15 protein-coding genes are annotated in these 16,155 nt (G+C 52.3%); 14 read left to right on the forward strand and 1 reads right to left on the reverse strand.

Annotation, left to right across the window (positions count from 1 at the left end):
- The first annotated feature begins 84 nt into the window (after positions 1 to 84).
- From sad to O1721_RS15170, 8 genes are all read left to right on the forward strand, one after another.
- Complete coding sequence (gene sad, locus O1721_RS15135) at positions 85 to 1,467, forward strand: succinate-semialdehyde dehydrogenase (protein ID WP_032648305.1); 1,383 nt, start codon at positions 85 to 87, stop codon at positions 1,465 to 1,467.
- A 127-nt stretch (positions 1,468 to 1,594) separates the two neighbouring features.
- Entirely contained in the window at positions 1,595 to 3,184 is a 1,590-nt protein-coding gene (locus tag O1721_RS15140) for a methyl-accepting chemotaxis protein (protein WP_032648307.1), read from the forward strand.
- Between the two features lie 62 nt (positions 3,185 to 3,246).
- Positions 3,247 to 4,173 (forward strand): glutaminase B, encoded by a 927-nt coding sequence (glsB, locus tag O1721_RS15145; protein WP_003857165.1) that lies wholly within the window; start codon positions 3,247 to 3,249, stop codon positions 4,171 to 4,173.
- A complete protein-coding gene (locus O1721_RS15150; protein ID WP_003857163.1) occupies positions 4,173 to 4,535 on the forward strand; it encodes a DUF4186 domain-containing protein in 363 nt (120 codons plus the stop codon). The genes glsB and O1721_RS15150 overlap by 1 nt, the downstream gene beginning before the upstream one ends.
- Before the next feature lie 58 nt (positions 4,536 to 4,593).
- Positions 4,594 to 5,559 (forward strand): sensor domain-containing diguanylate cyclase, encoded by a 966-nt coding sequence (locus O1721_RS15155; protein ID WP_023296617.1) that lies wholly within the window; start codon positions 4,594 to 4,596, stop codon positions 5,557 to 5,559.
- A gap of 82 nt (positions 5,560 to 5,641) precedes the next feature.
- Positions 5,642 to 6,169, forward strand: coding sequence for a GNAT family N-acetyltransferase (locus O1721_RS15160; RefSeq protein ID WP_032648309.1), 528 nt, complete (start codon positions 5,642 to 5,644; stop codon positions 6,167 to 6,169).
- A 117-nt stretch (positions 6,170 to 6,286) separates the two neighbouring features.
- Positions 6,287 to 7,738 carry a tagaturonate reductase gene (locus tag O1721_RS15165; RefSeq protein ID WP_032648311.1) on the forward strand — a complete coding sequence of 484 codons (1,452 nt, stop codon included), beginning with the start codon at positions 6,287 to 6,289 and terminating at the stop codon, positions 7,736 to 7,738.
- A 201-nt stretch (positions 7,739 to 7,939) separates the two neighbouring features.
- Positions 7,940 to 8,854: a bestrophin family protein gene (locus O1721_RS15170; RefSeq protein ID WP_003857155.1), complete on the forward strand. Its 915-nt coding sequence runs from the start codon at positions 7,940 to 7,942 to the stop codon at positions 8,852 to 8,854.
- Here O1721_RS15170 and O1721_RS15175 read toward each other — a convergent pair.
- Positions 8,842 to 9,390, reverse strand: a complete 549-nt coding sequence (locus O1721_RS15175) for a GNAT family N-acetyltransferase (RefSeq protein WP_023303733.1) — start codon at positions 9,388 to 9,390, stop codon at positions 8,842 to 8,844. The genes O1721_RS15170 and O1721_RS15175 overlap by 13 nt on opposite strands.
- A 444-nt stretch (positions 9,391 to 9,834) precedes the next feature.
- Between O1721_RS15175 and O1721_RS15180 the strand changes: the two genes are divergently transcribed.
- The 6 genes from O1721_RS15180 to O1721_RS15205 all read left to right on the forward strand — a co-directional run bounded on the left by O1721_RS15180 (position 9,835) and on the right by O1721_RS15205 (position 16,153).
- Positions 9,835 to 10,167 carry a hypothetical protein gene (locus O1721_RS15180; RefSeq protein WP_071524110.1) on the forward strand — a complete coding sequence of 111 codons (333 nt, stop codon included), beginning with the start codon at positions 9,835 to 9,837 and terminating at the stop codon, positions 10,165 to 10,167.
- Positions 10,168 to 10,664: 497 nt separating this feature from the next.
- Complete coding sequence (locus O1721_RS15185) at positions 10,665 to 11,309, forward strand: CPBP family intramembrane glutamic endopeptidase (protein ID WP_072026012.1); 645 nt, start codon at positions 10,665 to 10,667, stop codon at positions 11,307 to 11,309.
- Positions 11,310 to 11,323: 14 nt separating this feature from the next.
- Positions 11,324 to 12,577 (forward strand): HlyD family secretion protein, encoded by a 1,254-nt coding sequence (locus O1721_RS15190; protein ID WP_032648313.1) that lies wholly within the window; start codon positions 11,324 to 11,326, stop codon positions 12,575 to 12,577.
- Positions 12,577 to 14,784 carry a peptidase domain-containing ABC transporter gene (locus O1721_RS15195; protein WP_032648315.1) on the forward strand — a complete coding sequence of 736 codons (2,208 nt, stop codon included), beginning with the start codon at positions 12,577 to 12,579 and terminating at the stop codon, positions 14,782 to 14,784. The genes O1721_RS15190 and O1721_RS15195 overlap by 1 nt, the downstream gene beginning before the upstream one ends.
- A gap of 11 nt (positions 14,785 to 14,795) precedes the next feature.
- Positions 14,796 to 15,023, forward strand: a complete 228-nt coding sequence (locus tag O1721_RS15200) for a GNAT family N-acetyltransferase (protein ID WP_254909581.1) — start codon at positions 14,796 to 14,798, stop codon at positions 15,021 to 15,023.
- A gap of 134 nt (positions 15,024 to 15,157) precedes the next feature.
- On the forward strand, positions 15,158 to 16,153 hold the full coding sequence (locus O1721_RS15205) for an alpha/beta fold hydrolase (protein ID WP_032648316.1): 996 nt from the start codon (positions 15,158 to 15,160) through the stop codon (positions 16,151 to 16,153).
- The last annotated feature ends 2 nt before the right edge of the window (positions 16,154 to 16,155 follow it).

A 16,155-nucleotide genomic window follows, 5' to 3' on the forward strand; every position in this document is an offset into this window, starting at 1 on the left:
TGAATAAGGTGGTGAGTATTATTCATTTTTAAGAAATAGCAGAGTAGGCCACAATCAATCAACTGTTATTACGTGGAGAACATCATGACCTATTCATCTGCTACCCATGCCCACTCTGTCAACCCGGCTACCGGCGAAACGCTGGCTGCTTACCCGTGGGCAACGTCCGGTGACGTTGAGCGTGCCATTGCGCAGGCGGATACCGGTTTTCGTCAGTGGCGACGCGAAAGCGTGGCGCACCGGGCGCAAAAACTTCGCGATCTGGGTACGGCGCTGCGTAGCCGTGCGGAAGAGATGGCGCAGACTATCTCCCGGGAGATGGGCAAGCCCATTGTGCAGGCGCGTGCGGAGGTGGCTAAGTCCGCCAGCCTTTGCGACTGGTACGCTGAACATGGCCCGGCGATGCTGCACCCGGAATCTACCCAGGTCGAAAATGCGGTGATTGAGTACCGTCCGCTGGGGCCTATTCTTGCGGTAATGCCGTGGAACTTCCCGCTCTGGCAGGTGCTGCGCGGTGCGGTGCCGATCCTGCTGGCAGGGAACAGCTATCTGCTTAAACATGCGCCTAATGTGCTGGGCTCGGCGGAGCTGATCGGGAAGGTATTCGCGGATGCCGGTTTCCCGGAGGGGGTCTTTGGCTGGGTGAACGCGACGAATGACGGCGTCAGCCAGGCGATTAACGATCGTCGTATCGCGGCGGTTACCGTAACCGGCAGCGTTCGGGCTGGAGCGGCGATAGGCGCGCAGGCGGGCGCGGCGCTGAAGAAATGCGTGCTGGAGCTGGGCGGTTCCGATCCGTTTATCGTTCTGAACGATGCCGATCTGGATCTGGCTGTCAACGCGGCGGTGGCCGGACGTTATCAGAATACCGGGCAGGTTTGCGCGGCGGCGAAACGCTTTATTGTGGAGGCGGGCGTGGCGGACGCCTTTACCCAACGCTTTGTTGACGCGGTCAAGGCGCTGAAGATGGGCGCACCGGATGAGGAAGATAACTATATTGGCCCGATGGCGCGATTTGATCTTCGCGATGAACTGCATCAGCAGGTGCAGGCGACGCTGGCGGAAGGAGCGACCCTGCTGCTCGGCGGAGAGAAGCTTGCCGGGAGCGGTAACTATTATGCGCCAACCGTACTCGGCGACGTCACCCCACAGATGACGGCCTTCCGTCAGGAACTGTTTGGCCCGGTCGCCGCAATTACCGTCGCGAACGATGCGGCGCACGCATTGCAGCTGGCTAACGACAGCGATTTTGGCTTATCGGCGACGGTCTTTACCGCTAACGATGCGCTGGCTGAAACCTTCGCGCGTGAGCTGGAGTGCGGCGGGGTGTTTATCAACGGCTACAGCGCCAGCGATGCGCGCGTCGCGTTTGGCGGGGTGAAGAAGAGCGGCTTCGGGCGAGAGCTTTCTCATTTCGGTCTGCATGAGTTCTGTAATGTGCAGACGGTGTGGAAGGATCGCGTCTAGTCTTGTTGTCGGGTAAGGCCAGGCCGCTACCCGGCAATTCACGTTTCCTGTCATTTTTGCGTAATGGTTCTGTCATTTTCGTTTCGTAGACTCGCTCGCGCCTAACGTATTGTTACAGAAGAAAATTATGAACCTAACGCAAATTTTTCGCCGTCTTGCGCCGCGCTTTATCCCTCGTCAGTTTGGCCTGCTGACCGGCATCTTTTGTATTATTGGCCTTTTCTCCGCCCTGCAACTCTCTTCCTCCTTCCTGCTCACCGCCTCCCTGAATCAAGCCCAGCGTAACGAACAGCGCAATCAGCTGGCCTGGCAGCAGCAGAGCAGGCTGGATCAGGCCCGTATTTCTCTGCTGGCCGCAAGCGATCTGCTCAACCGCTCCGGCGTGTACTTTATGCAGGATAAAGAGACCGGCTCGGAAGGGAGCTGGCATAGCCTGATGGACGAGGCGCAAAAATCCCTGGCGGCGTCACAGCAGGCATGGCAGGCCTGGCTCGCGCTTAATCCGCCGAAAGACGACGGGCTGGTTAACAGCTATCAGCTGTTTTTCGACGCCATCCGAGAGCAGGCAGAGGGGCTGGTGAAAACCAACAGCATCGACCTCTTTTTCGCCGTACCCGCCCAGGCGTTTCAGACCGATTTTAATGACAATTTCGCACGCTATCAGCAACGGAGTGAGAAGCAGACGATACAGGGGCGTCAGTCGCTCATGGAACAACTCTCAGGTCTGCAACGGCTGTTCCTGTTTGCGCCGCTGGTGCTACTGGCCATTGCCATAGCCGTCTGGTTCGGAATGGCGAAGTGGGTGATATCCCCGCTACGCCGTCTGATTATCCAGATTAACCAGCTTGCGGCAGGGGATTTGTCAGGCACGCCGCCTGACGTTGTGCGCTTTAACCGTGAAATCAGCCAGCTCAGCGGCAGTATTACCGCCATGCAGCGCGGGCTCCAGCAACTGGTGACCCAGGTCAGCGAGGCCACTACCTCCATGGTTGAAAATATCGGATCGCTTGCGCAGGGGAATCAGAAGCTTTATCAGCAGTCTACGCGACAGGCCAAAGAGCTGGAGGAGGTGACCGCACACATCGCCGAACTCGAAACCCACGTTGAGGGGAACACGGGTTATGCAAAACTCGCCCGCTCGCGCGCGGATGAAGCCCGACAGGCTGCCGCTGGTGGGGAGCAAATGATGTCAGCGGTGAATGGCTCGATGCAGACGATCGTCGACCGATCCTCAGAGATGCGCGGGATCGTCGCGATGATCGACAGCGTGGCGTTTCAGACCAACATTCTCGCCCTCAACGCTGCCATTGAAGCCGCCCATGCAGGAGAGCAGGGGCGCGGATTTGCGGTGGTTGCCCGGGAAGTGGGGCTGTTGGCCAGAAAAAGCAGTCACTCTACGCAAACCATCCAGGCGCTAATTAACCACTCGCTACAGGGCATTGAAGAAGGTTCTCAGGTGGTAAACCGTCTGGAAGAGAATTTGCAACAGGTCACCGGGCTGGTGGCGAATCTGAGCAGCCTGCTGAATGATATTTCGCTGGCCACCCTGAATCAGGGGGACAGCATTCATCAGATGACCCGTCAGCTTCAGGCGCTGAATCAGGTATCGCGTCGGACAGATGTGCTGGTTAGCGAAGCGTCAAATGCCTCTGAGCGCCTGCATCAGCAGTCCGATCTTTTGTTGCAGGCCGTCTCGCGTTTTCGTCTCCCTGCCTGACGTGACGTATCAGCGTCTGTTATACTCGCTGCCCGTTTTAGCCTGAGGGCAAGGAGCAAAGTGTGGCTGCGGTCATCCATAATGAGATGCTGGACGAGATTCTGGCGCAGGTTCGTCCGTTACTGGGGCAGGGTAAGGTTGCCGATTACATTCCCGCGCTGGCTTCGATCAGCGGTAATAAGCTCGGTATCGCCATTTGTACTGTCGACGGTCAGCGTTTTCAGGCGGGAGACGCGCTTGAGCGCTTTTCGATTCAGTCGATCTCAAAAGTGCTTAGCCTCGTTGCCGCCATGCGCCAGTATGACGAGCAGGAGATCTGGCAGCGGGTGGGCAAAGATCCGTCCGGTCAGCCGTTCAACTCCCTTCTCCAACTGGAAATCGAACAGGGTAAGCCGCGTAACCCGTTTATTAACGCCGGGGCGCTGGTGGTGTGCGATATGCTGCAAAGCCGGCTGAGCGCGCCGCGCCAGCGGATGCTCCAGATTGTGCGGCAGCTTTCCGGCGTGCAGGACATCGCCTACGATCCGGTGGTAGCGCGCTCTGAGTTTGAACACTCTGCACGTAACGCCGCCATCGCCTGGCTGATGAAGTCCTTCGGCAACTTTCATAATGACGTCGCCACGGTGCTGCAAAACTATTTTCATTACTGCGCGCTGAAGATGAACTGCGTCGAACTGGCGCAGACTTTTCTGTTTCTGGCGCATCAGGGCCATGCCCCGCATCTGGGCGAGGACGTTGTCTCCCCGATGCAGGCCCGGCAGATCAACGCCTTAATGGCAACCAGCGGGATGTATCAGAATGCCGGGGAGTTTGCCTGGCGCGTGGGGCTGCCGGCTAAATCCGGCGTTGGCGGTGGGGTCGTGGCGATTGTCCCTCACGAGATGGCGATTGCCGTCTGGAGCCCGGAACTGGACGAGACCGGAAATTCACTGGCGGGCGTGGCGGCGCTGGAACAGCTGACCAAACGCCTTGGACGGTCCGTATACTGATGTCCACGTTAGATCCTCTGTTCGCGCGCCTGGCTCGCTCCACGTTCCGTTCACGATTTCATTTAGGGACGAAAGAGCGGCAATACTGCTGGGATAAGGGCGCGGAGACTATCGATAAGCATGCTGCTGATTTTGTCGCCGCGCGGCTGGCGCCTGCACACCCGGTGAATGACGGTAAGCAGACGCCAATGCGCGGCCATCCGGTTTTTATCGCCCAGCATGCCACGGCAACCTGCTGTCGGGGCTGTCTGGCTAAGTGGCACGCTATCCCGCAGGGCGTGCCGCTGAGTGCGCAGCAACAACAGTATATCGTCAACGTAATCCATCATTGGCTGGTCATAGAGGTAAATCGTGCCTCCTGAACTGACAATGTCTCTGTTTAAGCTACGCTTTTACTAATGCTCAGCGTCAGGAGACGTTATGAAGGCACCTCAAATTCCCGTGAATGAAGCGGAGCGCATGAATGCTCTGCGCGAGTCCGGTCTGCTTGAGATCGACAATTACCCCGCGTTTGATCGTCTTACGCGGCTGGCAACACGCTTTTTCAGGGTGCCGCTGGCGATGATTACGCTGGTGGATGACCACGCCGCGATCGTGAAGTCTGCCGACGGCCAGGTACCTGCCACCCAGCCTCGCGATCTCTCGTTTTGTGGTCATACGATCCTGGGTGACGCGCCGCTGGTGGTGAGTGACACGCTGCTGGACGAACGCTTTGCGGATAATCCGCAGGTGGTGGGAGATCCGGGCGTGCGCTTTTACGCCGGTTTCCCGCTGCGTTTACGTGACGGGGCGTGCGTGGGATCGTTGTGTCTCATTGATTACGCGCCTCGTGAGTTTACCGCGGCGGATGCCGCCGTACTGGCCGATCTCAGCGCGCTGGCAGAGGATGAATTTGCGGCCGTTAGCGCGGCCACAACCGATGAACTCACGGGGCTGTTTAACCGTCGCGGGTTTAACCAGTTTGCGCAGTTTGCACTGTCGGTTTCGCAGCGTCGGGCAGAACCATTAACCCTTGGCTGGCTGGATCTGGACCATTTCAAAACCATTAACGATCGCTTCGGACATCAGGAGGGGGACAAAGCTCTGAAAGCTATGGCCGCCCTGATGCGTTCCTCGTTCCGCGAGGCCGATCTGCTGGTACGTTTCGGGGGAGATGAGTTCGCGGTGCTGTTTGCGGATACCGATGAGCCTGGCGCCTGGATCGCCATGCAGTATCTCGTGGAACAAACGGAAAAGTATAACGCGCGTCAGCTGCATCCCTGGTCGTTACAGTTCTCCTGGGGGCTGAGCGAGTTCGATCATCACCGCAACGATATGCAGGCATGGCTAAAACACGCGGATGCGCAAATGTACGCCATGAAGCGGCAACACCACGGCGAGAAATGACATAACGAAATCCTATGTCATCGCTTATTGCGTTACAAAAATGTTAATAGCAAAGTGGAGAGATTCAACCTAAGGACGCGCAATGAACTCTCCCATGCTGATTAAACCTCTCTCCCGGCAGGACATCCTCACCCACATCGATGCCCTGAACGATATTCTCGTCAACTGTGTCAACGGCGGCGCCTCTGTCAGCTTTATGCTGCCTTTTTCTGCCGGGAAAGCCCAAACCTTCTGGGCCGGCGTCGCAGACAGCGTCGGGCGCGACGAGCGTACAGTCCTGGGCTGTTTTGATGCGGAGCAGGGGCTGGTTGGCACGGTCCAGCTGATCACCGATCAGCCTGAAAACCAGCCGCACCGTGCAGATGTCGCGAAACTGCTGGTTCATGAGAACGCGCGCCGTAAAGGGGCGGCAATGGCGCTGATGGAAGCCCTGGAGGCGGTTGCACGTGAAAAAGCGCTTACGGTACTGGTGCTTGATACCTCAACCGGCAGCGGCGCGGAGACGTTTTACCAGAGAGCAGGCTGGCAAAAGGCGGGGGAGATCCCACGCTACGCCCTGATGCCGAACGGGGACATGACGGCGACCTCGGTGTTCTATAAATTTCTGTGATTATTTTTCACCATCGCATCCTGAGTTGATCCAGACAGGGGTTATGGTCCTGAAGTTTTGATAAGTTATCACACCAATCTTATCAGGCTGTATGACTAATCATAAAGGACCTCCATTGTGAACACACTCAACCGTCGTGATTTCCCCGGTGCGCGCTATCCTGAACGTATCATCCAGTTTGGCGAAGGTAACTTCCTGCGCGCGTTCGTTGACTGGCAAATCGACCTCTTAAACGAGCATACCAATCTCAATGCCGGTGTGGTGATTGTGCGGCCGATCCAGAGCGATTTTCCGCCGTCCCTGAGCACCCAGGATGGTCTGTATACAACGATTATTCGCGGTCTGAATGAGCAGGGGGAAGCGGTAAGCGATGCGCGTCTTATTCGTTCCGTGAATCGTGAAATCAGCGTCTACAGCCAGTACGATGAATTTCTGAAGCTCGCCCATAACCCGGACATGCGGTTTGTCTTCTCCAATACCACGGAGGCGGGGATCAGCTATCACGCGGGGGATAAGTTTGACGATGCGCCAGCTGTCAGCTATCCGGCCAAACTGACGCGTCTGCTGTTCGAGCGTTTTACCCACTTTAACGGGGCAGCGGATAAAGGCTGGATTATCATTCCTTGCGAACTCATCGACTACAACGGCGATGCCCTGCGTGAACTGGTGCTGCGCTATGCACAGGAGTGGGCGCTGCCGGCGGCATTCATTGCGTGGCTGAATGATGCTAACACTTTCTGTTCGACGCTGGTTGACCGCATTGTTACCGGCTATCCGCGTGATGAGGTGGCAGAGCTGGAAGCCGGGCTGGGCTATCACGACAGCTTCCTCGACACGGCGGAACATTTCTATCTGTTTGTTATTCAGGGGCCGAAATCACTTGCAGCTGAACTGCGCCTGGATAAATACCCACTCAACGTCCTGATTGTTGACGATATCAAACCGTATAAAGAGCGTAAGGTGGCGATCCTCAACGGCGCGCACACGGCGCTGGTTCCGGTCGCTTTTCAGGCCGGCCTGGATACGGTAGGGGAAGCCATGAACGACGCGGAAATTTGCGCGTTCGTAGAGAAGGCTATTTATGAGGAGATTATTCCGGTCCTGGATCTGCCGCGCGACGAGCTGCACTCCTTCGCCAGTGCCGTAACGGGGCGTTTCCGAAATCCGTACATTAAGCATCAGCTGCTGTCGATTGCCCTGAACGGGATGACCAAGTACCGCACCCGCATTCTGCCGCAACTGCTGGCAGGGCAGAAGGCGACCGGCAAACTGCCAGCACGTCTGACCTTTGCTCTGGCGGCGCTGATTGCATTTTACCGTGCCGAGCGCAACGGTGAGCGCTATCCGGTGCAGGACGATGCGCACTGGCTTGAACGTTACCAGCAGTTGTGGACGCAACATCACGACAAACAGGTCACTACCCGTGAACTGGTATCGTCAGTGTTAAGCGTGAGCGAGCACTGGGAACAGGATCTCACTCTGGTGAACGGACTGGTAGACAAGGTTGTGCTGGATCTGGATGCAATTTTAAGCAAAGGCATGCGCGATGCGGTAAAACCGCTCTGCTAATCATAATGCCCGGCGTTGGCCGGGTTTTTTACAGACTACTTTTAGTTACAACATACTATACGTTCTTTTTTTAAAAAGCACATGCAGCACCGTGCGGTTGAGGCTTAACAGGTCAGAAAATGCAATGAACTATTAACATGCTTGCAACCGTGAGGGGGATCACGTTTAATAGCCGCGCTCTTTACTTTTCTGAAGCTGATTATGATTGTTCGTCCTCAACAGCACTGGCTGCAACTGATTTTTGTCTGGCATGGTTCGGTACTTCCCAAAATTTATACCCGACTGCTGCTTAACTTCCTGCTTTCCATCGCCGTGATTGTCATGCTGCCGTGGTACACCTCGCTGGGTATCCGGTTTACCGTCGCGCCGTTCAGCATTCTGGGCGTGGCTATCGCCATCTTCCTGGGATTTCGCAATAACGCCTGTTATTCGCGCTACGTTGAGGCGCGTCTGCTTTGGGGGCAGTTGATGATAGCGGCGCGCTCGCTGTTTCGCGAGGTAAAAAACACCTTGCCGGATGATAAACATCTTGGAGAGTTTGTCCGCCTGCAAATCGCGTTTGCTAACTGTCTGCGTATGACCCTGCGCAGAGAAACCAATGCCGATCAGCTGTCCCGCTATCTGGCTCCAGACGATTTACGCAAAGTGATGGACGCCAACTCGCCGGCGAACCGTATCCTGCTGATCATGGGGGAGTGGCTGGCCGTACGGCGGCGTAGCGGGCACCTTTCAGACATTCTGTTTCACAGCCTCAACAACCGCCTGAATGATATGTCCATCGTGCTGGCTGGCTGTGAGCGTATCGCCAATACGCCAGTCCCGTTTGCCTATACGCTGATCCTGCACCGGACGGTGTATCTGTTCTGCATCATGCTGCCGTTTGCGCTGGTTGTGGATCTGCATTACATGACGCCCTTTGTCTCTGCGCTGATTTCCTACACCTTTATCTCGCTGGACACGCTGGCGGAAGAGCTGGAAGATCCGTTTGGGACAGAAGATAACGATCTCCCGCTGGACGCCATCTGCAACATGATGGAGCGCGATCTGTTGCAGATGAACGATGAAGAGAATATCCCTGAAAGACTGATGCCTGATAAGCATTATCAGCTGACCTGACGGGCATTCCACTCGTCGCGGGTGATTTCCCACAGCTCCGAATCCAGCAGGCCGCTGACATAGGCTTTCTTCTCCGTCCTGATGAGCCGCATGCCGCTGCTGTCTGAAATACGTCGGGAGCGGCTGTTGGCCGCCGCTTTCGGCGCGCGTAACACCGGTTTATTGAGCGTATTGAACCAGTAATCCGTGGCCGCAATACTCGCCTCGCGCATATATCCCTGGCCCTGAAATTCCGGCGCGAGCCAGAAGCCCCGATTGTTGTCCTCCACGTCATACAGGCAAATCAACCCCATCAGTTCGTCAGGCGCTTCGCGACGGCGAATCGTCCAGAACCACGCAATCCCTTTGGCCATATCGGGCAGTGCAACGTTGTTGACATAATTTTCTGCACCGTTTTCCGGGTAGGGCCAGGGGACTGAAGCCACCATATAGCGGACAATCTCCCAGCGCGGATAGCGTTGCTGGATCTGGACGGCATCGGCGGCAACAAGGGGTTTAAGTAATAAGCGTTCTGTCGTAAGCGTGGGTATCGTCATCCGGTGATCTCCATATTTGAGCGTTATCATTTGTTTGGGTTCTGATATTTCATCAATATCACATTCCAGTTGGTCGTGCTTTTGTTATTCAGATTTATCCATAAAGGAGTATGTAATGCCAAGAAAAGCCAGGCCCGAAGAAGCCGAAACACTCTGGCACGTCCGTAACGAAGCGATGCGCCATGGCTGTAAAATCTGTTACGACGCAGAAGTGATTGCGCGCTGGACGTCAGAAAAGATGCCTGAACATTACCGTACCTCCAGGTCGATTTCGTGTTATAGGCCTGCCCATGCAGGAGCTGAACTGCTCCCAAATGGAGCTACGGTTTACGAAGTTCAATAGCTTATTTACATTTGCTTACATAAATACACTTTCTTTACATTAAGTAATGTAAGATATTTTTTTAGCACAAAATGCAAAACTAAATTAAATGGAGATGATTTATGTCGAATATAAGAGCATTAAGCCTTAATGAGATAGCATTAGTAAGTGGCGGCAATGGAAGCGGTAATTATGAAGGTGCCGGTAGTCGTAACACCAGCTCTAAACCTGGTAATTCAAAAGGAAACAATGGCTCTATTTACAAGGGCGTTGACTCATGCGGCGCAGGAATCATCGGTGGTCTAATCGCCGGCTCTCCTGGGGGGCCAGTGGGTATGACCGCTGGGGTAATTGGTGGAGCTATAGCTGGCCAGTGCACAAAAGATAGTTTTTCAGATCGTGGTAGTAAAGATAAAAGTAATAATTACAACGGCCCCGGACAATGCCGTTGGTAAGTAATTTGAGTTGTGTGTGATAATAATTTAAAAGCTCATTATAACTGAATGTTATTCTAGGTGTTTCGATATTTAATGATTATTCGAAGTAGTCATGATGAGCTATTATTTTTGATAAAGTTAATGTAATCACAAGTATCGGGTTAAGCATGAAACAATTTTTAAATTTCCTAATTTACTTATTTTTTTTCATTATCGCATTTACCCTTTTGAAATACGCTGAAGTTCTTGAGTTTGACGAAGTATCACGGCCAGGGATTATATCAAGGTTTCTTATTGCGTTGATTGTATTAATAGCAGTAACTCGATGGGGCGTTAACTTGATGAATAGGTTTAAAAGTAAATAAAGTACACTCCGATAAAAATTGTTGTGTTGCAGAATGGAATCATTACAAATGTTCACTGAAGTTAAAGTGCATGATATCAAAAAATGATTACGATATCATAGCCATATTTGTTGATTCTTATATAAAATATGAATTAATAATAGGTTGAACATGATAATCTTTAGGCATGTCTATCCATTCATTTATAGTAAGAAAAACGTAATTGTTCTTTTTATTGCGTCTGTTATCTCAATAATAATTACGTTATCGCCATCCATAACCCTCCGCTATCTTACTCTCGATGTGTCATTTTTCTTATTGTTTATTGCGGAATTTTCAATTGCATTTTTCTTGTATATTTTTTACTTAAGGAAGTTGGATGGTTTTAAATTACGCCCAAGTAGAGATTTAACTTCAATAAAATTTTCTATTGTTGTGTTGTTTGTCATTTTGCTGGTTCAGTATAATGTTTATCTTTACAGGGATAATTTATATCATTATGGACCTTCCCATATTAGTTTTATAGCATTTATAATAGCCACCTTCGTAGTCCCATATTATGAGGAGATTATATACAGGGGCTGTATCTTCGGTGTTTTCCACTCAATTTTTAATAAAAAGTATATTATCCCATGTATATTGACTTCATTGTCTTTTTGTCTGATGCATGGACAGTATTATAACATTTTAGATCAATCCATTCTTTTTTTGGTGTCAATATTGCTATTAATAGTTAGAATAAGAAGCAGAGCGCTTTTTTATCCTATTATAATTCATTCGTGCATGAATGCTTTTGTTTTGTCGTTAAATTTTTGAAGGGTATTTGGGATATGAATATCTTCAGGGAAGAGGCTTTAAATCATCAAACAGATTCTGATTATGGTGAAATTGTTTTACCTGCGTCATTCGGTTTATCAGTAAGCGCACTCACAACGTTATTCATATTTCTGTGCCTGATACTCTTTATTCTTTATGGTAGCTATACACGTAAGGCTCACCTTTCCGGAATCGTTATGCCCTCATCCGGGCTGGTAAAAATCACTCCTCAATATGCTGGCTACGTAACCAAATTGACCGCCTCAGAAGGTCAACACATTATTGCCGGTGAGACTCTTTATCATATCAGCGGTGAACATTTCAACGAACAGGGGGCAGGTACACTCGCTGCTATAAGACTTTCCCTACAAACTCAGTTTACAATGCTGACTTCTCAACAGACCCTGGAATTGCGTGACAACAGTCAGCAGCAGCATGCCATACAACAGCGAATAGTTTCCCTGAAACCTCAGGTTAAAAGTGCAGAAAAGCGTCTGTCACTTGCCGTGCATCAGGCTGCGCTGGCCGTGTCTGTTATGGAGCGCTATAAGAAACTTGCTGATACGCATTACGTATCAGATATCGAATACCAGCAGAAGCAGATTGACGTTTCAACGTCACAGCAAAACGTTGAGGATCAGCGTCAGGGGCTTCTGCAACTGCACACCGCGATGGAGGCTGCTAAAGACGACCTTGACCATCTCATCGTTCAGGGTGAAAGCCGGAAGGCTGAAATGGACAGGCAGTTGCAGGTGATCAGGCAACAGCAGGACGAACTGGCAGGTAAGGAAAATTTCACGCTGACTTCACCGGTATCCGGAACCGTTGCTGCCGTGCTGGTCAGACAGGGACAGTCTGTCAGGGCATCTGAACCTGTCATGACCCTCATTCCCGACAATGCCCGTTTGCAGATAGAACTCTATGCTACCAGTCAGAATGCTGGCTTTATTCAGGCGGGGCAGCGTGTTGCCCTGCGGTTCTCTGCCTTCCCCTATCAGAAGTTTGGTGTGCAGTACGGGACTATCCGTGAAATAAGCCATACAACGCTGACATCTTCTGATTTACTCTCCGTATCTCCTGTGACCTGGAAGGAGAATGAAGGTCATTACCGCGTCATCGTTGAACCTGAAAATACTTTTATTCTGGCTTATGGGAAACAGGAAGCCCTGCGCCCCGGCATGGTTCTTGACGGGGATGTCAGCCTGGATACCCGCAATTTGTGGGAGTGGCTGACTGAGCCGCTCTGGAGCCTGAAAGGAAAGCTGTGATGGATACACTTAAATGGACCGGGAGAAAACAGCTTCCTCTCACCCGACAGACAGAGTCAGCGGAATGTGGTCTGGCATGCCTGGTCATGATGGCCTGCTGGCATGGTCTGCAAACAGACTTACCCACACTGCGCGAACGTTTCAGTATCAGCTCACAAGGGATGACCCTGCAGAGACTGACTGAATGTGCGGCCGGTATCGGATTATCCAGCCGGGCAGTTCGGCTGGAGCTTGAGGACCTAAGATCCCTTTCTCTCCCGTGTATTCTCCACTGGAACATGAATCATTTTGTTGTGCTACATAAAGTTCGCGGAAGCAGGCTGGTTATTCATGATCCGGAAAAGGGAAAAGTAACGCTCTCCCTACAGGATGCTGGAAAACATTTCACCGGCGTCGCGCTGGAGCTGATGCCAGCCAGTGATTTTACCGCTCGGGATGAAAGGAAAAAAATCCATCTGCGCCAACTGACAGGTAAAACACCGGGTCTGTTGTCGGCAATGTCGCGAATTATCGTTTTTGCCGTGGCACTCGAAATCCTGACACTGGGAAGCCCGCTTCTCAACCAGCTGGTGATTGATGAAGTCCTGGTGGCTGCCGACCAGAGTTTGTTGACCGTCATTATTATTGCGCTTCTGCTGATGTCACTGACCCAGATGCTGCTGTCACTGGCCCGCCAGTGGGCGAGTATTACACTGTCCGTCAATTTTAACATGCAGTGGACAGCACGGGTTTTCCATCATCTGGTCCATCTTCCTCTGGCCTGGTTTGATGCACGCAGTAAGGGGAGTATTAATGCTCGTTTTGAGGCGGTAGATACCATCCAGCAGGCGCTGACTACGCAAGTGCTGGAAGGTATTCTGGATGTGTTGCTCGTGGTGACTGCGCTTTGCATGATGCTGCTGTACAGTCCTGAAATGACATTGATCGCCGTACTTGCAGCCATTTTCTATGGTGTGTTGAGGGCACTGTGGTATCCGTCCCTTCGACAGTCGGCAGAAGATGCCTGGGATGCAGGTGCCAAGGAGTCCGGGCATTTTCTTGAAACACTCAACGGGATCCTCAGCCTGAGAATTAACGGTGTGACGGCACATCGTGAGGCCGCCTGGCTGAATCTCAACGTTGCCCGCAGAAATACGCAGTTGCGTCAGAGCCGTCTGCTGATGTGCTATGACATTGCTCACACTCTTACCGGCAGCGTGGTATCAGCAATCATTTTGTGGAAAGGCGCCGGGGAGGTATTGAATGGAACCTTCACCGTCGGCATGCTGGTTGCTTATTTATCCTATCAGACGCGTTTTTCTTCCAGTATCAGTAGCCTGACTGATAAGTTTTTTTCCTGGCGTATGCTCGATGTTTACAACGAACGACTGGCTGATATTGTACTGACCCCGACAGAAGGCCTTCAGCAACAGCCTTTTCGTGAGCATAACAACGCTTCGCACATTCCTTCTGTATCCCGCAGGGAGATGGATGAATATGCTCATGCTCCTCTAGTACTTGAGCACATCATCTTCAGCCACAAGGGAGGGGAAAATCCGATAATCGGCGGGGTGTCGCTGACACTCAATCCCGGAGAAGTCGTTGCCATTACAGGTAAATCCGGATGCGGGAAAACGACACTGGTGAAGCTTATCCTTGGGATCCACATCCCTGATGAGGGCAGGATCAGGGCATTTGGCATATTGCATACGCATCCGGATTATTTTCAGGTTCGTCAGCGTATCGGTACCGTACTGCAGGATGACCATCTTTTCAAAGGTTCTGTAGCAGATAACATTATTTTTTTCAGTGATGACCGAAATTATGAACGAATGATCCAGTGCGCAAGACTGGCACTTATCGACAGCGATGTTATGGCAATGCCGATGGGGTATCAGACGCTGATTGGTGAAACCGGCGGAGGGCTTTCCGGAGGACAAAAACAACGCATTCTGCTGGCAAGGGCGTTGTACAAGAAACCGGGATTCCTGTTACTGGATGAAGCGACCAGCCACCTTGATGTTGAGAGTGAAATCCGGATAAGCCAGACCTTACGTCAACTGGGGCTTCCTGTTCTGCTGATAGCCCATCGCCCGGAAACCATAGCCTCTGCAGACCGGGTTTTGTATCTGGCAGACGGCTACTTAACGGAGCTGAATCTCCAGCATACAGTCAATAATGGCGAGTCTGTTTGTGAATATATTAATGACGTGATGGCAAAAAATTAACCTTAACGTACATAATTTTCGATATCCAAACTTACCCCTATCTGGAAGATCTATTTGTTGACGCTGCCGAACGTGGCGCAGGGGCGGGTAAAGCGCTTATCGACGCCCTGATCGATGAGGGTAAGCGGGAAGGGTGGTCAAAACTCTACTGGGTAACCCGCATGCACAATCCGGCGCGTAAGCTGTATGACCACTATGGTGAAGCCGACGATTACGTCCGGTACCGAATCACCCCTTAACCGGGTTTGTATCACACTGTATCTGCGTCTGTGATACATACACAGGTATGCAATAAAGCCGCATCCGCACACATCCTTTATACAAACGCATGGTGATATATCTCCGCCAACTGAACTCACCCGGAGATAACATCATGTTTAATAAACTCGCATACTCAGCCGTCGCCCTGACCGTTTCACTTGGCACCGTGATGTCCTGTCAGGCAGAAGCGACAGGTAAGGATTACGCGTCGGCCTTTAATCAGGTTAAACAGATTAACGCTGGCGATTTGAACGTCGGTTACGTCGATATCGGGCCAAAAGAGGGGCAACCGGTGATCCTGCTGCATGGCTGGCCGTACGACATTCACAGTTATGCAGACGTGGCCCCCGCGCTGGCCGCAAAGGGGTATCGTGTCATTGTGCCGTCCCTGCGCGGGTACGGCACCACGCGCTTTATTTCTGAAAAAACGCCGCGAAACGGCCAGCCTGCGGCGATGGCAAAAGACATCGTTAACCTGATGGACGCTCTGAATATCAAACAGGCGGTGTTTGCCGGTTATGACTGGGGGGCGCGTACGGCGGATATCGTTGCGGCGCTCTGGCCGGAACGGGTGAAATCGCTGGTCTCGGTAAGTGGCTACCTGATCAGCAGCCAGGCGATTGGCAAACAGCCTTTACCGCCGAAGGCAGAGGTTCAGTGGTGGTATCAGTTCTATTTCGCCACGCCACGCGGTGCGGAAGGCTATGCTAAAAATACGCACGATTTTGCCCGGTTGATCTGGTCCCAGGCTTCGCCGGACTGGAAATTCAGCGATGCCACCTTCAATGCCAGCGCCAAATCCCTCGATAACCCGGACCACGTTGCCGTCACGCTCAGTAATTACCGCTGGCGTCTGGGGCTGGAGAAGGGGGAGCAGAAATATCACGCCTACGAACAAAAGCTGGCTAAGCTGCCGAACATTACGGTGCCGACCATCACCATCGAGGGCGGTAACAACGGGGCACCACATCGTGCACCCGCAGCCTATGCGGGGAAATTCACCGGAAAATATGAGCACCGTACTTTCGGCGCAACTGTTGGCCACAACCCGCCGCAGGAAGATCCGCAGGACTTTGTTAACGCGGTTGTCGACGCGGATAAGCTCTGATA

The organism is Enterobacter cloacae complex sp. HYC033_NIDB, assembly GCF_056673335.1.